This window comes from Micromonospora sp. NPDC020750 (assembly GCF_044334565.1).
Classification (GTDB): Bacteria; Actinomycetota; Actinomycetes; order Mycobacteriales; family Micromonosporaceae; genus Micromonospora.
Window position 1 is genome coordinate 318850 of the sequence record NZ_JBIRTH010000007.1, and the last position, 16502, is coordinate 335351.

General features: G+C 74.6%; 11 protein-coding genes. 9 read left to right on the forward strand and 2 right to left on the reverse strand.

Annotated elements, in window-relative coordinates; translation table 11 throughout:
* Positions 1–13: 13 nt before the first annotated feature.
* Entirely contained in the window at positions 14–1888 is a 1875-nt protein-coding gene (dnaK, locus tag ACH4T9_RS22935; protein ID WP_396671738.1) for a molecular chaperone DnaK, read from the reverse strand.
* Positions 1889–2084: 196 nt separating this feature from the next.
* On the opposite strand from dnaK, the gene ACH4T9_RS22940 reads away from it, so the two are divergent.
* From ACH4T9_RS22940 to ACH4T9_RS22950, 3 genes are read left to right on the forward strand one after another with little or no spacing between them, the layout of a single operon-like run.
* Positions 2085–3932, forward strand: coding sequence for an ABC transporter (locus ACH4T9_RS22940; RefSeq protein ID WP_396671739.1), 1848 nt, complete (start codon positions 2085–2087; stop codon positions 3930–3932).
* Positions 3929–5620: a GTPase gene (locus tag ACH4T9_RS22945; RefSeq protein ID WP_396671740.1), complete on the forward strand. Its 1692-nt coding sequence runs from the start codon at positions 3929–3931 to the stop codon at positions 5618–5620. Before ACH4T9_RS22940 ends, ACH4T9_RS22945 begins: the two co-directional genes overlap by 4 nt.
* Before the next feature lie 53 nt (positions 5621–5673).
* Positions 5674–6891, forward strand: coding sequence for a hypothetical protein (locus ACH4T9_RS22950; RefSeq protein WP_396671741.1), 1218 nt, complete (start codon positions 5674–5676; stop codon positions 6889–6891).
* 110 nt (positions 6892–7001) lie between these two features.
* On the opposite strand, the gene ACH4T9_RS22955 is transcribed toward ACH4T9_RS22950, so the two are convergent.
* Positions 7002–7733 carry a phosphoesterase PA-phosphatase gene (locus ACH4T9_RS22955; protein ID WP_396671742.1) on the reverse strand — a complete coding sequence of 244 codons (732 nt, stop codon included), beginning with the start codon at positions 7731–7733 and terminating at the stop codon, positions 7002–7004.
* 44 nt (positions 7734–7777) lie between these two features.
* Here ACH4T9_RS22955 and ACH4T9_RS22960 point away from each other — a divergent pair, with 44 nt between their 5' ends.
* From ACH4T9_RS22960 to ACH4T9_RS22985, 6 genes are all read left to right on the forward strand, one after another.
* On the forward strand, positions 7778–8326 hold the full coding sequence (locus ACH4T9_RS22960) for a hypothetical protein (RefSeq protein ID WP_396671743.1): 549 nt from the start codon (positions 7778–7780) through the stop codon (positions 8324–8326).
* Positions 8327–8932: 606 nt separating this feature from the next.
* Positions 8933–10117, forward strand: a complete 1185-nt coding sequence (gene pdhA / locus ACH4T9_RS22965) for a pyruvate dehydrogenase (acetyl-transferring) E1 component subunit alpha (RefSeq protein WP_396671744.1) — start codon at positions 8933–8935, stop codon at positions 10115–10117.
* On the forward strand, positions 10117–11106 hold the full coding sequence (locus ACH4T9_RS22970; protein WP_396671745.1) for an alpha-ketoacid dehydrogenase subunit beta: 990 nt from the start codon (positions 10117–10119) through the stop codon (positions 11104–11106). The genes pdhA and ACH4T9_RS22970 overlap by 1 nt, the downstream gene beginning before the upstream one ends.
* Positions 11103–12575, forward strand: coding sequence for a dihydrolipoamide acetyltransferase family protein (locus ACH4T9_RS22975; RefSeq protein ID WP_396671746.1), 1473 nt, complete (start codon positions 11103–11105; stop codon positions 12573–12575). Before ACH4T9_RS22970 ends, ACH4T9_RS22975 begins: the two co-directional genes overlap by 4 nt.
* Positions 12576–12796: 221 nt before the next feature.
* Entirely contained in the window at positions 12797–12934 is a 138-nt protein-coding gene (locus tag ACH4T9_RS22980; protein WP_387026307.1) for a hypothetical protein, read from the forward strand.
* Positions 12935–13275: 341 nt separating this feature from the next.
* Positions 13276–16386 (forward strand): hypothetical protein, encoded by a 3111-nt coding sequence (locus ACH4T9_RS22985; RefSeq protein WP_396686856.1) that lies wholly within the window; start codon positions 13276–13278, stop codon positions 16384–16386.
* The last annotated feature ends 116 nt before the right edge of the window (positions 16387–16502 follow it).

A 16502-nucleotide genomic window follows, 5' to 3' on the forward strand; every position in this document is an offset into this window, starting at 1 on the left:
CCGAGGCGGATCGTCACTTCTTGTCCTCGTCCACGATCTCCGCGTCGACCACGTCGTCGGCACCGCCGGCCTGCGCGCCGCCGGTCGCCCCGGCACCCGCGCCCGCCGCGCCCGCCGCACCCGGCTGCTGGCCCGGCTCGGCCTGATCGGCCTGCTGAGACGCGTACAGCAGCGAGCCGGCCTGCTGGGAGACCTGCGCGAGCCGCTCGTGGGCCGCCTTGATCTTCTCGATGTCCTGGCCGCCGAGCGCGCCGCGCAGCTCGCCGAGGGCCTCCGTGAGCTGCTCCCGGTTCTCGCCCGGCAGCTTGTCACCGCTCTCGGCGAGGAACTTCTCGGTCTGCCACTGGAGCGCCTCGGCGAGGTTGCGGGTCTCCGCCTCCTCGCGACGACGCTTGTCGTCGTCGGCGTGCTCCTCGGCGTCCCGGCGCATCCGCTCGATGTCGTCCTTCGGCAGCGAGGAACCGCCGGTGATCATCATCTTCTGTTCCTTGCCGGTGCCCAGGTCCTTCGCGTGCACGTTCACGATGCCGTTGGCGTCGATGTCGAACGTGACCTCGACCTGCGGCACGCCGCGCGGCGCGGGCGGGAGGCCGGTCAGCTCGAAGGTGCCGAGCTTCTTGTTGTAGGCCGCGATCTCCCGCTCGCCCTGGAACACCTGGATCAGCACCGACGGCTGGTTGTCGTCGGCCGTGGTGAAGACCTCGGAGCGCTTGCTCGGGATGGTGGTGTTGCGCTCGATGAGCTTGGTGAAGATGCCGCCCTTGGTCTCGATGCCCAGGCTCAGCGGGGTCACGTCGAGCAGCAGGACGTCCTTGACCTCGCCCTTGAGCACGCCCGCCTGGAGTGCGGCGCCGACGGCGACGACCTCGTCCGGGTTGACGCCCTTGTTCGGGTCGCGGCCGGTGAGCTGCTTGACCAGGTCGGTCACGGCCGGCATCCGGGTCGAGCCGCCGACGAGGATCACGTGCTCGACGTCGGCGACCTTGATGCCGGCGTCCTTCACGGCCTGCTCGAACGGGCCCTTGCAGCGGTCCAGCAGGTCCTGCGTCATCCGCTGGAACTCGGCGCGGCTGAGCGTCACGTCCAGGTGCAGCGGGCCCGCCGCGCCGGCGGTGATGTACGGCAGGTTGATGTTGCTGGTGGTGGCCGCCGACAGCTCGATCTTGGCCTTCTCGGCCGCCTCGCGGAGCCGCTGGAGGGCCATCTTGTCCTGGGCCAGGTCGATGCCGTGCTCGCCCCGGAAGGTCTTCACCAGGTGGTCGATGATCCGCTGGTCCCAGTCGTCGCCACCGAGCTGGTTGTCACCGCTGGTGGACTTGACCTCGACGACGCCCTCGGCCAGCTCCAGCAGCGAGACGTCGAAGGTGCCGCCGCCGAGGTCGAAGACCAGGACGGTCTGCTCCTTGGAGCCCTTGTCCAGCCCGTACGCCAGGGCGGCGGCGGTCGGCTCGTTGACGATCCGCAGCACGTTGAAGCCGGCGATCTCGCCGGCCTCCTTGGTGGCCTGGCGCTGGCTGTCGTTGAAGTAGGCCGGGACGGTGATCACAGCGTCGCTGATCTGCTCGCCCAGGTACGCCTCGGCGTCCCGCTTGAGCTTCATCAGCGTCCGGGCCGAGATCTCCTGCGGGGTGTACTTCTTGCCGTCGATGTCGACGGTCCAGTTGGTGCCGACCTCCCGCTTGACCGACCGGATGGTCCGGTCCGGGTTCGTCACCGCCTGGCGCTTGGCGACCTCACCGACGAGCACCTCGCCGTTGCGGGCGAACGCGACGATCGACGGGGTCGTCCGCGAGCCCTCAGCGTTGGCGATGACGGCTGGCTCACCGCCCTCGAGAACGCTGACGCAGGAGTTCGTCGTGCCGAGGTCGATACCGACCGCACGTGCCATCTTCGCTTCCTCGCTTCTTACGTTGGGGCAGGTGGCGGGATCAAACCCGCCGCGCACTCGCCACAAGTTGAGTGAACTTGACTCAATAGTGCCACGCCCACGGCGATCGTCAAATCGGGTTGAGCCGACCCGACGCAACCTCACGTTACGGGGAGCCCGGTTGTCTTCCCTTGCGCCGGTCGGGCACGCTTTAGCGGTGACGACGCACGGGGACCCCGCCGCCCGCTCCGGTTCGCCCGCCGTCGCCGCCCGTACCGGCACCGAGGACGCCGGCAAGGACCCGTCCGGCCCCACCGGAGACGGCCTGCCCGCCGCGCTCACCGGCCTGCGGGCCGCGATCGGCGCGGCCCGGTTCCCGCTCGCCCTGCCCTCGGCCGGGTCCGCCCGCCAGATCGGCGCGAGCCTCACCGCGCAGCTCGACGACTATCTCCTGCCCCGGATGGCCCGGCTCGACGCGCCGCTGCTGGTGGTCGTCGGCGGCTCCACCGGGGCCGGCAAGTCGACCCTGGTCAACAGCCTGGTCCAGGCCCGGGTCAGCGCCGCCGGAGTGCTCCGGCCGACCACCCGCTCGCCGGTGCTGGTGTGCAACCCGGCAGACTCCGGCTGGTTCCGCCAGGGCGAGCTGCTGCCGGGCCTCACCCGCACCAACGAGCCGAGCGAGGACCCAGGAACCCTGCACCTGGTCACCGCCCCGGCGCTCCCCGCCGGGCTGGCCTTCCTCGACGCCCCCGACATCGACTCGGTGGTCGACGCCAACCGGGCGCTGGCCGGGCAACTCCTCGCCGCCGCCGACCTCTGGCTCTTCGTCACCACCGCCGCCCGGTACGCCGACGCGGTCCCCTGGGAGCTGCTGCACACCGCGCGGGCCCGGGGCGTGGTGATCGCGATGGTGCTCGACCGGGTGCCGACGGAGGCGACCGACGAGGTGGCCGCCCATTTGGCCGAGATGCTCGCCGACCAGGGCCTCGGCGCGGCGCCGCTGTTCGTCCTGCCCGAGACGTGGGTGGACGGCCAGGGCCTGCTGCCGGACCAGGTCACCGCCCCGCTGAGCACCTGGTTCGCCCGGCTGGCCGCCGACGCCGGGGCGCGGTCCGCCGTCGTCCGGCAGACCCTGGACGGGGCGCTGGCCGCCCTGCACCCCGCGGTGGCAGGGCTGGCCGACGCCGCCGACGAGCAGGTGGCCGCCGCCGACGCCCTCGACGAGCGGGTGCGGGCCGCGTACCGGGGGGCCGAGCGGACCGTGGAGCAGGGGCTGAAGGACGGCCGGCTGCTCCGCGGCGAGGTGCTCGCCCGCTGGCAGGAGTTCGTCGGCACCGGCGAGTTCTTCCGCACCCTGGAGGCCCGGATCGGCCGGCTGCGCGACCGCCTGGTGTCCGCGGTGACCGGCCGGCCCGCGCCCGCCGCGGAGCTGCGCAACGCCATCGAGTCCCAGCTCGTCACGCTGCTGCGCGGGGTGGCCGCCGAGGCGGCCGAGAACGCGTACACCGGGTGGCGGGCGCACCCGGCCGGGGCGGCGCTGCTCGACCCGCCGCTGGCGCACCCGGCCGAGGACTTCCCCGCCCGCGCCGAGCGCCTGGTCCGCGACTGGCAGCGCGGGGTGCTGGAGCTGGTCCGGGCCGAGGGCGGCGACAAGCGGTTCGTGGCCCGCACCGCCTCGTACGCGGTCAACGCCACCGGGCTGGCCGTGATGATCGCCGTTTTCGCCTCGACCGCGTTCATCCCGACCGGGCTGGAGGTGGCCACCGGGGCCGGCACCACCGTAGCCGCGCAGGCCGTGCTCCAGGCGATCTTCGGCGACCAGGCCGTGCGTACGCTGGCCAATCGGGCCCGGGGCGACCTGCTGGCGCGGGTCCGGGAGCTGCTCGACGCCGAGGCCGACCGGTTCCTGTCCCGCACCGCGGCGGCCCGCCCGGCGGCGGACGCCGGCGACCCGCTGCGCGCCGCGGGCGACCGGGTGGAGGACGCCCGGCGCCGCAGCGGCCTGGCGACGGCCGACGCGCCGGTCCTGCCCGCCGCACCGACCCCGGAGGCCGAGGCCCGATGACCAACATCGCCGACCGGGTGCGCGCGGCGCTCCGGGGTGACCAGCGGGTCGACCCCGACGCGCTGATCGCCCGCCTGGACGCGGTCCGCCGGTTCCTCGACGCGGTGGACGGCCAGCTCCCGGACGCCCAGCTCGTGCCCGCGCACACCCTGGTCGAGCGGGCCGGCACCCGGCTTGCGCTCTCCCGGGACCACACCGTCGTCGCCCTCGCCGGGGCCACCGGCAGCGGCAAGTCGAGCCTGTTCAACGCGCTCGCCCGGCTGGGTCTCTCCCCGGTCGGGGTGCGCCGCCCCACCACCGGCGTGGCGCACGCCTGCGTCTGGGGCCCGCTGGACGGGGCGAACCGGCTGCTCGACTGGATCGGCGTGCTGCCCCGCCACCGGTTCGTCCGGGAGAGCGCGCTCGACGCCGACGACGAGTCCGCCCTGCACGGGCTGGTGCTGCTCGACCTGCCGGACTTCGACTCGGTGCAGCGGTCGCACCGGCTGGAGGTCGACCGGCTGCTCGGCCTGGTCGACCTGGTGGTTTGGGTCGTCGACCCGCAGAAGTACGCCGACCGGGTGATCCACACCAACTACCTGCGCGAGTTCCACCGGCACCGCGACGTGACGCTGGTGGTGCTCAACCAGGCCGACCGGCTGCCCCCGGCCGAGCTGCCCCGGGTGCTGGACGACCTGCGCCGGCTGCTCGACGCCGACGGGCTGGGCGGGGTGCCGCTGCTGGCCACCACGGCCATCGACCCGGCCAGGATCGTCGAGCTGCGCGGGACGCTGGAACGCACGGTCGCCGGTCGGCAGGCCGCGCTGCGGCGCCTCGCCGGGGACGTCGACACGGTCGTCGCCGGGCTGGACGAGCTGGTCGCCGCCGACACGCCGGCCGCCGGGCCGGACGAGGGGACCGTCGACTCGCTGAGCCGGGCGCTGGCCGGGACGGCCGGCGTGCCGGCGGTGGCGGCGGCGGTCGAGGGGGCGTACCGGCACCGGGCCGTGGCCAGCACCGGCTGGCCGCTGGTGCGGGGCTGGCGGCGGCTGCGCCCCGACCCGCTGCGCCGGCTGCACCTGCCCGGCGCGGTCTCCGGCACGGACGCGGGGGCCCCGGCGGAGAGCCTGGTCACCGCGACCTCCGTACCCGATCCGACCGCCGCCCAGCGCTCGGCGCTGGGGCTGGCCGTGCGGGCGGTGGCCGACCGGTCCGGCGCGGGCCTGCCGGCCCCCTGGGCGACCGCGGTGACCACCGCCGCCCGGTCCCGGCTGGGCGACCTGCCGGACGCGTTGGACCGCGCGGTGGCCGGCACCGACCTGGGGATGGACCGCAGGCCGGTCTGGTGGCGGTTCGTCGGCGCGGTGCAGTGGCTGGTCACGGTCGCGGCCGTCGCCGGCCTCGGCTGGCTCGCCCTCGGCTACGCGCTGCGGGCCCTCGGCCTGCCGGCGCTGGAGTATCCCCGGGTCGGCGAGGCCCCGCTGCCCACCGTGTTGCTGCTCGGCGGCCTGCTCGCCGGGCTGCTGCTGGCCGCGCTGACCCGCCCGGTGGTGCGGTGGTCGGCCCGCCGGGCCCGCCACCGGGCCGAGAAGCGACTCACCGCCGCGGTCGATGCGGTCGGCCGGGAGTACGTGGTGACGCCGGTCCGGGCGGTGCTCGACCGGTACGGGCAGGCGAGGCAGGCGTTGCGGGACGCCGAGCGCAGCTGAACCCCGGTCAGCCTTCACTGTCCGGGGCTCCCCCGCGGGCGTAGGGTCGACGCATGGCCACGCCTCAGACCCCCTACGACGCGGTGCTGCACGCCGCACGCGACGTGACCAGGCTCGACACCGCCCTCGATGCCGAGATGCTCGGCGCGGCGTTGCTGGGCAGCGTCTACGCGGTCGCGGAGACCGACCGGGAGGCGGCCGTCCGGGAGTTCGTCTCCGGCTTCCTCGCCGCCACCACCCGCCGCCGCACGGCCGCGGCAAAGACCATTCGCACCGTCTTCGCAGCCCTGGTGCCGGACGCGGAGGGCGCGACGAAGGTCCACCCCGGCACCCAGGCCCCTGCCTGGTCCGAGCAGCTCGGCCGGGTGCACCTCACCGGCACCTGGTGCTACGGCGATGTGTACGGCGACCAGACCTCCTACCTGGCCACCTTCGCCTATGACGACGAGGCCGGCGGCCCGGAGCACGCGCTGGTGGCCCTGGTCGACCACAACATCGGCATCGCCAAGGACATCTTCGTCGGTGGCCCTGCCGGCCGGATCGTCGACCAGGTCCGGGCGATGGTCGACGGCGACGAGTTGACCTGGTTCCGGGAGGAGGACCCGGCCAGGCTGCACGGCGAGGTCGGCCGGCACCTGACGGTCACCGACGAGCTGGGCGAGCTGCCCGCCGAGGGATCACTCGCCACCGACCGCGCGCTGGCCGGCGCGCGGCTCGCGCTGCTGCCCCCGCCGGCGCGTGCCGCCCGGGACGCCGAGCCGCTGTCCGGCGACGAGCGGACCGCCCTGGTCCGGGCGTTTCTCGCCTCGCCCGAGGCGGTCCGGTTCGATCTGGACCCGTCCGACGACGCAGGGCTCGCCTCGCTGCACTTCTGTCTCAGCCTGCTGCTCGACCACGCCGCGAGCTTCCCGGACGCGGACCCGCTGCGGTGGAGCCCCACGGTGGCCGAGCTGTTCCTGCTCGACTGGGTGCACCGGCGGGCCGTGCTCGACATGGACGACGCCGCGATGCTCCCCCGGGTGCTGCGCGGCTGGGCGGCGTACGCGGCCAGGCGCAAGGGGCTGCCGGAGGCGGCGGCGACCCGGACCGACACTGCGATCGAGGAGATGATCCCGGAGTTCGCCCGGCTCTACTCGACAGGGGAGCGGCGCAGCCCGGCCACCGCGGCCGTGGCCCAGCTCATGGCCGACGGGGTGGACCCGGACGACCCGGTCGCCCTGGACGCCTGGATCGAGGCGAACCGGCACCGGCTCGCCGACGACGGGGCCTGAGCGGGCCCGGCGTCGCGGCTCGGCCGCTGGGCGCCCGCCCCGACGGGGTGGCCGGCCCTGCCTGACGGCCCGCGCGGGCTGCGGGGTCGGGAGCGGCCGGGGCGGGCGGCTCAGCCGAGCCTGGCGTAGACGACCCCGGCGACCAGCCCGCCGACAACGCCGCCGACCACCACCTGCGGGAGCGTGTGGGCGCGCAGCCGCACCCTTGACCAGCCCGCCAGCACGGGCAGCGGCGCGGCGGCCAGCAGCGGGGCGCCGAAGGTGAGCGCCAGGACGGCCACCGCCCCGGCGGCCACCGCCGTATGGATCGACATCTTCCACCAGTGGCTCACCGCCACCGCCACGACCAGCCCCACCACGCCGGCGGCCACCAGGGCGAGCAGCGGGCGGGGCGCGCCGAACGCCGCGAGCAGGGCCCACCCGACCGCCACCGAGGCCAGCCCGAACAGCAGCGGCAGCCGGCGCTGCTCGCGTACGCCGACGTGGTGGTCGGTGAGCCGTCCGCGCCGCACCCCGCCGAGGATGTACGCGAACGGGATGCCGCTGGCGAAGACGGTGGCGAGCAGCCCCCAGGCCAACCCGTGGACCCCGCCCCGGGCTCCGTGCCAGGCGACCACCACGGTCAGCAGGGTCGCCAGGACAGCTGGCGCGGTCAGCTCGGTGACCAGCCGGGCGATCCGCAGGCCCGGCTCGGCAGGCTCGGCCGGCTCGGCAGGCTCGGCAGGAACCGGAGGCTCGGCCGGGAGGTCCGGGCCGCTCAGCGCCCCGTCCCCGGTCGCGCCGGCCTGGCCCCGCTCCAGTCGCTGACGCGCGTCTGCCCGCCGATCCGGTTCATGCTCCACGACCGCAGAGCATGTCGCGCGGCCGGGCGGCCGGGTCAACGGTCGTGCCGAGGCTGCTCGCGGTCGGCTCCGAACTGGTCGAGGGCCCGGTGTCGCCCGGTGGGGAAGGGGCCTGCGTCGAGTCGGAGAGCGTCACCGTGGGCGTCGGATCCGGCGTCGGCGGGTCGGTCGGTGACGGCACCGGCGTCGGGTGCGGTGCCGGGGTCGGGCTCGGTGAGGGGGGCGGCGTGGGCGGCCGGGGGGCCGGCGGGGGGATCGGCGCCGGGGGCGGCGGGTGGTGTATCGCGTCCGGGCCGGACCGATCGGGGTCGGCCGGCGGGGCCGGGGCCCGCGGCGCCAGACCCGGGCCGGACGGGCCGGTCGACGGCGCCACGACCATGCCCGGCCGGGTGGACGGGATCACCGCGGGCCGGCCGGTCACCGGCAGCGGAACGACCACCGGGCCGACGGACGGGGTGGGAATGAACGGGGTGCTGCTGTCCGGCAGCGCCGTGCTGCCCACCGTGGCCGAGCCCGCGCTGACGGCGGCGAGGATCGGCATCGAGGCGGTGCCGGCGAGCAGGGCGACCGTGAAGAGGTACCCCCGGCCGTGAGCGGCGAAGCCCGGGGCGCGGTGCGCGCCGACGACCCGGCGGTAGCCGCCCGCCGCGCGGTGCCGACCGAGCAGCGGAGCGGCCGGACCCTCACCTGACTGGGACACGCCACACTCCTCGTTGTCGGGCATGGTCATGGGCGACAGGGCAGCGATAAGCGGACATAAGCCTATGAAAGCCGCGCCCCGGCGTCATCAGCTTGGACCAGTGACGGTCAGTTCACCAGGCACCACAGCGTGTCGACACACAATTTGTCCGCCGCCACCACCGGGACGCGAATCCGCTACGACAAATCGCCCGATCGGCCGCTAATCCGACAGCGACCGGAAACCTGGGCGGGCGTACTGTGGGGCCCCTCACCTCCTCTGCGAATATGGACCACGACGGCAACGCAGCCGCGGCCTCCGCGCACCCCGCGGCAGGCCCGGTTGGGCGTCGGCGCTCCCGAACCGGGTTCGTCCCACGGATCCGGCTTCACGCCGCGCGGCAACCCCCACCGGGGCTAGGCGCGGCCGCCAGGACCAGCCCGGCACCGGCCGGGCCGGCGCACGATTTGCGCGGACGGGTCACCCCCGGTGCCGACGCAGACATGACAGGGAGAGACGGATGGCAAAGGGCGACCCCGGGGTCACCACCCGCGGCCGGCGGGCCGCACCCCGTTCCAAGCGGGCCGCGTCAGCGGCTTCCGGCAACCCGGAACTCGTACAGCTGCTGACGCCCGAGGGCGAGCGCATCGAGACGGCGTTCGGCCCGGACGGGACGGAGTACCGCGTCGACTTCACCGACGAGGAGTACCGCGGGCTCTACCGCGACCTCGTGCTGGTCCGCAAGCTCGACGCCGAGGCCACCGCGTTGCAGCGGCAGGGCGAACTGGGCCTGTGGGCGAGCCTGCTGGGCCAGGAGGCCGCGCAGGTCGGCTCCGGCCGGGCGCTGCGCAGCCAGGACATGGCCTTCCCGACCTACCGGGAGCACGGTGTCCTCTACTGCCGGGGCATCGACCCGATCATGCCGCTCGGCCTGTTCCGCGGCGTCAACCAGGGCGGCTGGGACCCGAACGAGTTCAAGTTCAACATGTACACGATCGTGATCGGGGCACAGACCCTGCACGCGACCGGGTACGCCATGGGCATCCACATGGACGGCAAGACCGGCACCGAGGACGGCGAGGCGGTCATCGCCTACTTCGGCGACGGCGCCACCAGCCAGGGCGACGTCAACGAGGCGTTCGTCTGGGCCAGCGTCTTCAACTCCCCGCTGGTGTTCTTCTGCCAGAACAACCAGTACGCCATCTCCGAGCCCCTGGAGCGGCAGACCCGGGTGCCGCTCTACCAACGGGCCGGCGGCTTCGGCTTCCCCGGCGTCCGGGTCGACGGCAACGACGTGCTCGCCTCGTACGCGGTGACCCGGCACGCGCTGGACAACGCGCGGCTCGGCCAGGGCCCCAGCCTGATCGAGGCGTACACCTACCGGATGGGGGCGCACACCACCTCCGACGACCCGACCCGGTACCGGATCGCCAGCGAGGTCGAGTCCTGGCAGGCCAAGGACCCGATCGCCCGGATGAAGGCGTTCCTGGAGAAGCAGAAGATCGCCGACGCGGACTTCTTCGCCGACCTCGACGAGCAGGCCCGCGCCGAGTCGGTGCACCTGCGCGAGCGGGTGCTCGCCATGCCCGACCCCGAGCCGGTGACGATGTTCGACCACGTCTACCCCAACGGGTCGCCTGAGCTCGACGAGCAGCGGGCACAGTTCAGCCGCTACATGGAGTCGTTCGAGGGGAGCGCCCACTGATGGCCACGGAGACGCTCACCCTCGGCAAGGCGATCAACACCGGCCTGCGCAGGGCCCTGGAGGACGACCCGAAGGTCATCATCATGGGCGAGGACGTCGGCAAGCTCGGCGGCGTCTTCCGGGTCACCGACGGGCTCCAGAAGGACTTCGGCGACCAGCGGGTGATCGACACCCCGTTGGCCGAGTCCGGCATCATCGGCACCGCGATCGGCCTGGCCATTCGCGGCTTCCGCCCGGTCTGCGAGATCCAGTTCGACGGCTTCGTCTACCCCGCTTACGACCAGATCGTGTCGCAGGTGGCGAAGATGCACTACCGCTCGCAGGGCAGGCTCCGCATCCCGATGGTCATCCGCATCCCGTACGGCGGGGGCATCGGCGCGGTCGAGCACCACTCGGAGTCGCCGGAGGCGTACTTCGCGCACACCCCCGGTCTGAAGGTCGTCACCTGCGCCAACCCGCAGGACGGCTACTCGATGATCCAGCAGTCGATCGCCTCGGACGACCCGATCGTCTTCCTGGAGCCCAAGCGGCGCTACTGGGAGAAGGGTCCGGTCGAGCTGGACGCCCCGCTGTCGGCGGCGTACCCGCTGCACTCGGCCCGGGTGACGCGGCCCGGCACGGACGCGACCGTGCTGGCGTACGGCCCGATGGTGCGTACCTGCGTGGAGGCGGCGACCGCCGCCGCCGAGGACGGCCGGGAGCTGGAGGTCATCGACCTGCGCACGCTCTCCCCGCTGGACCTGACCGCCGCGTACGAGTCGGTGCGGCGCACCGGCCGGTGCGTGGTCGTGCACGAGGCCCCGGGCAACCTGGGCCTGGGCTCGGAGATCGCCGCCCGGATCACCGAGGAGTGCTTCTACTCCCTGGAGTCCCCGGTGCTGCGGGTGACCGGCTTCGACACCCCCTACCCGGCCTCCCGGGTGGAGGAGGAGTACCTGCCGGACCTCGATCGGGTGCTCGACGCCGTCGACCGGGCCTTCGGGTGGTGAGCGGCGTGTCGCGGATCAAGGAGTTCAACCTGCCCGACCTGGGCGAGGGCCTGGCAGAGGGCGAGATCCTCACCTGGCTGGTCAAGGTGGGCGACATGATCGAGCTGAACCAGCCGATCGTCGAGGTGGAGACGGCCAAGGCTGCCGTCGAGATCCCGGCGAAGTGGGCCGGCCAGGTGCGGTCGATCTTCCACCCGGCGGGCAGCACGATCGAGGTCGGCACGCCGATCATCGCGATCGACACCGACCCGGGCGCCGGCCCGATCGAGGAGTCGACCACGGGCACCCCGTCGGCGGACCTGCCCACCCCGTCGGCGGCATCGCTGGCGGCGGTCGAGGTGGCTCCGAGCGAGGGCGCGGTCGAGCCGGGCCTGATCGGCGGCCCCGCCCCGGGCGGCCGTACCGCCGTCCTGGTCGGCTACGGCCCGCGCACCACGGCGGCCAAGCGCCGGCCGCGCAAGGCCGACGTCCCGGCCCAGGCCACCGCCGCCCCGGCGACCCGCGCTCCGGCACCGGCCGCCCCGGTGGTCGCCACGCCGACGAACGGCAACGGCCACGGGGGTACGCGCGCAGGCGGGCCGGTGCTGGCCAAGCCGCCGGTACGCAAGCTCGCCCGGGACCTTGGCGTCGACCTGGCCGCGCTGACCGGGTCAGGTCCACTGGGCTCGGTCACCCGGGAGGACGTACGGCAGGCGGCGAGCGGCACCGCGACGGCGGCCGAGCCGCTGACGGCGGCGGCACCGACCACGACGGCGGCGAGCTTCGGCGCGGACCGCGAGCAGCGCATCCCCGTCAAGGGGGTACGTAAGCTCACCGCCGAGAACATGTCCCGCTCGGCCTTCACGGCCCCACACGTGACGGAGTTCATGACCGTCGACGTCACTCGGGCGACGAAGGCCCTGGACCGGCTACGCGGCCGGCGGGAGTGGCGCGATGTCCGGGTCTCGCCGCTGCTGCTGGTGGCCAAGGCGGTGCTGCTCGCGGTGCGGCGACACCCGATGGTCAACTCGACGTGGGCCGGCGACGAGATCGTCGTCAAGGACTACGTCAACCTGGGCATCGCGGCAGCCACCGAGCGCGGGCTGATCGTGCCGAACATCAAGGACGCCGGCCGGCTGTCGCTACGCGAGTTGGCGGACGCGATGACCGACCTCGTGCAGACGGCCAAGGCCGGCCGGACCTCGCCCGCCGCCATGTCCGGAGGCACCCTGACGATCACCAACGTCGGGGTGTTCGGGGTGGACACCGGCACGCCGATCCTGCCCCCGGGCGAGTCGGCGATCCTGGCCTTCGGCGCGGTCCGTGAGATGCCCTGGGTGCACAAGGGCAAGGTCCGTCCGCGTCAGGTGACCACGCTGGGCCTGTCCTTCGACCACCGGATCATCGACGGTGAGCTCGGATCGAAGTTCCTCCGCGACATCGGGGACTTCCTGGCCGACCCGGAGGCGGCGCTGCTCGCCTGGACCTGACGGTTAGCCGACACCAGCGACGGCCGGTGTGCCACGGGTGAACGCCCGGCACACCGGCCGTCGCCGTTGGTAGAAGAAAACCCAGGCCAAAAGCCTCGTTGACCTACGATCCTTAGGCAGGTGTCTCAGCTCACCTAATAATCGATGGATTCCCCGCCCATCTTGCGCTTCAATGGACACATCAGGGGATGACAACCGAATAGCCAGGAGAAGAGACCCAGATGAGCATGATCGAGCGAATCCGCAACCGCCGCGACGCCAACCGCCGTGCCCGCGCCATCGAGCACGCGCTGCGTTCCGCCAACTCGCCTGCGGTCCGTGACGAGCTTCTCACCATCGCCCAGCGTCACATGAGCTGACGCCCCACACTTTTCTCTCCTCCTCCAGTTCGACGACCCGCCCGGTCACCCCGGGCGGGTCGTCGGCGTTTCGGACCGATTGACACCGGGATTCCGCCCCGCAGCACCGCCCGGTACGGTGGAGTTCGGTCGTCAACCACACCGTCCGGACCCGTCGCGCCGATAGATGCTGCTCGACACGGTCCGGCGACGCGGAGTGACGGCCGGTGCTCCCCGGTGCCGCGGGCGGTCACCGGATACGGTGCGGGGAGTCCCCGCTGCCGGTATCGCCGGCGACACCGGCACCGACGCCGACGCACCGCCGGCGTCGGTGGCCGACATGTGATGGAGGAGGCGCACCGATGACGTCCGAGGGCCCGCACCACCCCGGCCAAGAGCCGGACGAGGTGTCGCCGGGCACCGGCGCGCCCGCGCCGTACGGCGTCGCCAGCCCGGACCTGGGCTGGGCACCCCCGCCCCCCACGGCCCGGCCGAATCCGCCAGCTCCCGCCCGGGCGGCGCAGAACGACCAGCCGCCCACGGCTGCCTGGGGCGTCGCCGCCCCGCCGAACGCCCAGCCGCCCACCGCCGCGTGGGGCGCGGCACCGCAGGGTGGCCAGCCGCCCACCGCGGCCTGGGATGCCGCCCCGCCACCCACCGCCGCGTGGGGCGCCGCACCGCAGGGTGACCAGCCGCCGACGGCGGCCTGGGGCGCCGCGCCGCAGAACGACCAGCCGCCCACCGCCGCGTGGGACGCCGCCCAGGCGCCGGCACAGCAGCCGGAGCCGCACCGGCCGGACGTGTGGGGGCCACCGCCCCCCGCGTCGCAGCCCTCCTGGGGCCAGGCCGACCAGCCGATGCCGGACTGGAAGCAGGAGAATCAGCCCAGCCCCACCTGGCCCGCCACCGCGCCGCCCACGCCGCCCGGCCCCGCCGGTGATCAGCCCCAGCCGGCCTGGGGAACGCAGCCCGAACAGCCGGCGCCGGCCTGGCCCGCCCAGTCCGAGCAGCCGCCCGCCGCGTGGGGCCAGAACGAGTCGGCCGCCCGGGGTGCCGCCCGCGTCCCCGGCCAGGCCACCCCGCCCCAGGACGCCTGGCCCGCCCAGGCCGACGCCAACCCGTCCGACGGCTGGAACCCCACCGGACAGCAGGACGACGAGCCCGCCCGCCCGGGCGGCTGGAACGCCGGCGGACAGCAGGACGACCCGGCCCGCTCCGGCGGCTGGAACGCCGGCTCGCCCGCCTCCCCTCAGGACGACCCCGCCCGCTCCGGCGGCTGGAACGCCGGCCGGCAGCCGGACGACGGAGCCGTTCACCCAGTTGGCTGGGCCCCGGCCGAGCAGCCCGCGTTCGCCGGCAAGGCCGAGCAACCGCCCACGCCCTGGGGGCAGACCGAGTCGGCCGCCCGGGGTGCCGCCCGCGTCCCCGGCCAGGCCACCCCGCCCCAGGACGCCTGGCCCGCCCAGGCCGACGCCAACCCGTCCGACGGCTGGAACGCCGGCGGACAGCAGGACGACCCGGCCCGCTCCGGCGGCTGGAACGCCGGCTCGCCCGCCTCCCCTCAGGACGACCCCGCCCGCTCCGGCGGCTGGAACGCCGGCCGGCAGCCGGACGACCCCGCCCGCTCCGGCGGCTGGGCTGCTGCGGAAGGCAAGCGCGACGACCAGCCCCAGCCGACCGCCTGGGCCGGTGCCGACGGGACAGCCAAGCCCGGCGCGTGGGGCGCGGTGTCGGTGCCGCAGCAGCAGGAGGACCGCCCGGCCGTCCCGGACTGGGCGGCTGCCGAGCCAACATCGGTGCCACCTGCCCGGGCCACCGCCACCGTCAGCGTGGACGGGCCGCCATCCTGGAGCGCCCCGGCAGAGGACCAGCAGCAATGGCCCGGCCCGGATCGGACCGAGCGGCCCGCCGTGCCGGACGTCGAGCCGTGGGCACCGGGCGAGGCGTGGGGACGGTCCGCCGAGGCGGAGCCCGCGGCAACGCAGCCGGCCGGCAACGGCTGGGAGCCGGAACGGTCGGAGGACCGGCCGCTGTACCAGCCGGCACCGGCCCCAGGGATCTCGCCGGCCAACGCCGTTCCGCTGCCGCCGCAGGAGCAGCGGGTGCCCGGTGCCAGCCTGGCCGCCGCCCCGCCGGCCGACTACCTGCCGCCGGCCCAGTTCACCCCGGAGATCGAGCCGTCAGGCCGCGAGGGCGGGCCGTCGGCGTACGAGTCGGAACTGGCGGGGGCCGACAACGGCTGGGGCCGCGCCGAGGAGCCCCAACCTCCCGCCGGCCCGGTCGTTCCCGCTCCCCGGATGTCGCCCGAGGGCCAGGCGTCCGCCCGGGCCGCTGTCTCCCTGCCGGAGGCCGGGGAGCCCGCAGCCGGCGCGCCCGGTAGCGTCTCGGCGAGCGCGTCCGTGCCGCTGACCAGCCGGGTGACGCCCCCGACCGACCAGGGCCGGCCCAGCGACACGCCCGCGCCGCAGCCCCGGGTGTACGGCCGGCCCACCCGCCCGGAGCCGGTCGAGGAGCCGGAGCAGGCGGAGGGGCAGGGCTTCTACCCCGACCCCAACCCGCCGCACCGCTTCGACGAGCCGGGCCCACAGGGACACTTCGACGAGCACGGCCCACAGGTCCGGTTCGACGAGCCGAGCCCGCATGGGCGGTTCGACGAGGCCGGCCAGCACGGGCGGTTCGACGAGCCCGGGCCGCAGAGCCGGTTCGACGAGCCGAGCCCGCACGGGCGGTTCGACGAGGCCAGCCAGCAGCAGCGGTTCGACGACCGGGCGCCGCAGCGTTTCGACGAGCCCGACCGGCAACACGGATACGACGGGCCGGCCGCCGCGGCAGCGGCAGTTCCGCCCGTCTTCCCGCCCGGCGTGCCGTCCTTCATGGACCCGCCGGCCAGCAACCGGCCGGTGAACGGCGTCCGGCCGCACGACGGCGACCGGCCGCACGACCAGTTCGGCGGCCCGACGGCCCCGGTCAGCGGCGGCGCGGCCGTCCAGGGCGCGGCGCCGGGGCACGGCCCGGCCCCATTCGGCGAGCCGGATCAGGGTGGCTTCCCGCCGGCCTTCCCGACGCAGGGCCAGCAGTCGGGTTCGTCCTGGGACGTGGAGCCCGAGCAGGGCCGGTTCGACTCGTTCAAGCCGGACGCGCCCGAGCAGAAGACCGAGGCGCCACCGCCGAAGGTGCGCAACGGCCGGGTGCTGGCCGTCGTGCTGGTGGCCGCCGTGCTGATCCTCGCGGTCCCGCTCGGCCTGCTCATGCTGCTCGGCAAGTTCAGCGACGACAAGGTGCCGGCGGTCGGCTCCTGCGTGAAGCGGGTTGGCACCAACGTGACGGCGGCGACCTGCGGCGACGCCGACACCTTCACCGTGGTGTCGAGGGTCGACGCCAAGGAGAAGTGCGCCGACCCGACCCAGCCGTCCGCAATGCTCCAAGGCGACGTGCCGAACAAGGTGCTCTGCCTGAAGCCGTCCACCAAGTAGCGGATTCCCGAGGGTGGGGCCACGGACAACCGTGGCCCCACCCTCGTCGTACGCCGGGTGTGACCGGGGACCCCCTGCCCGCCGCCCGGCTGTCTGCGGTCCGCTCTCGGGGGGCG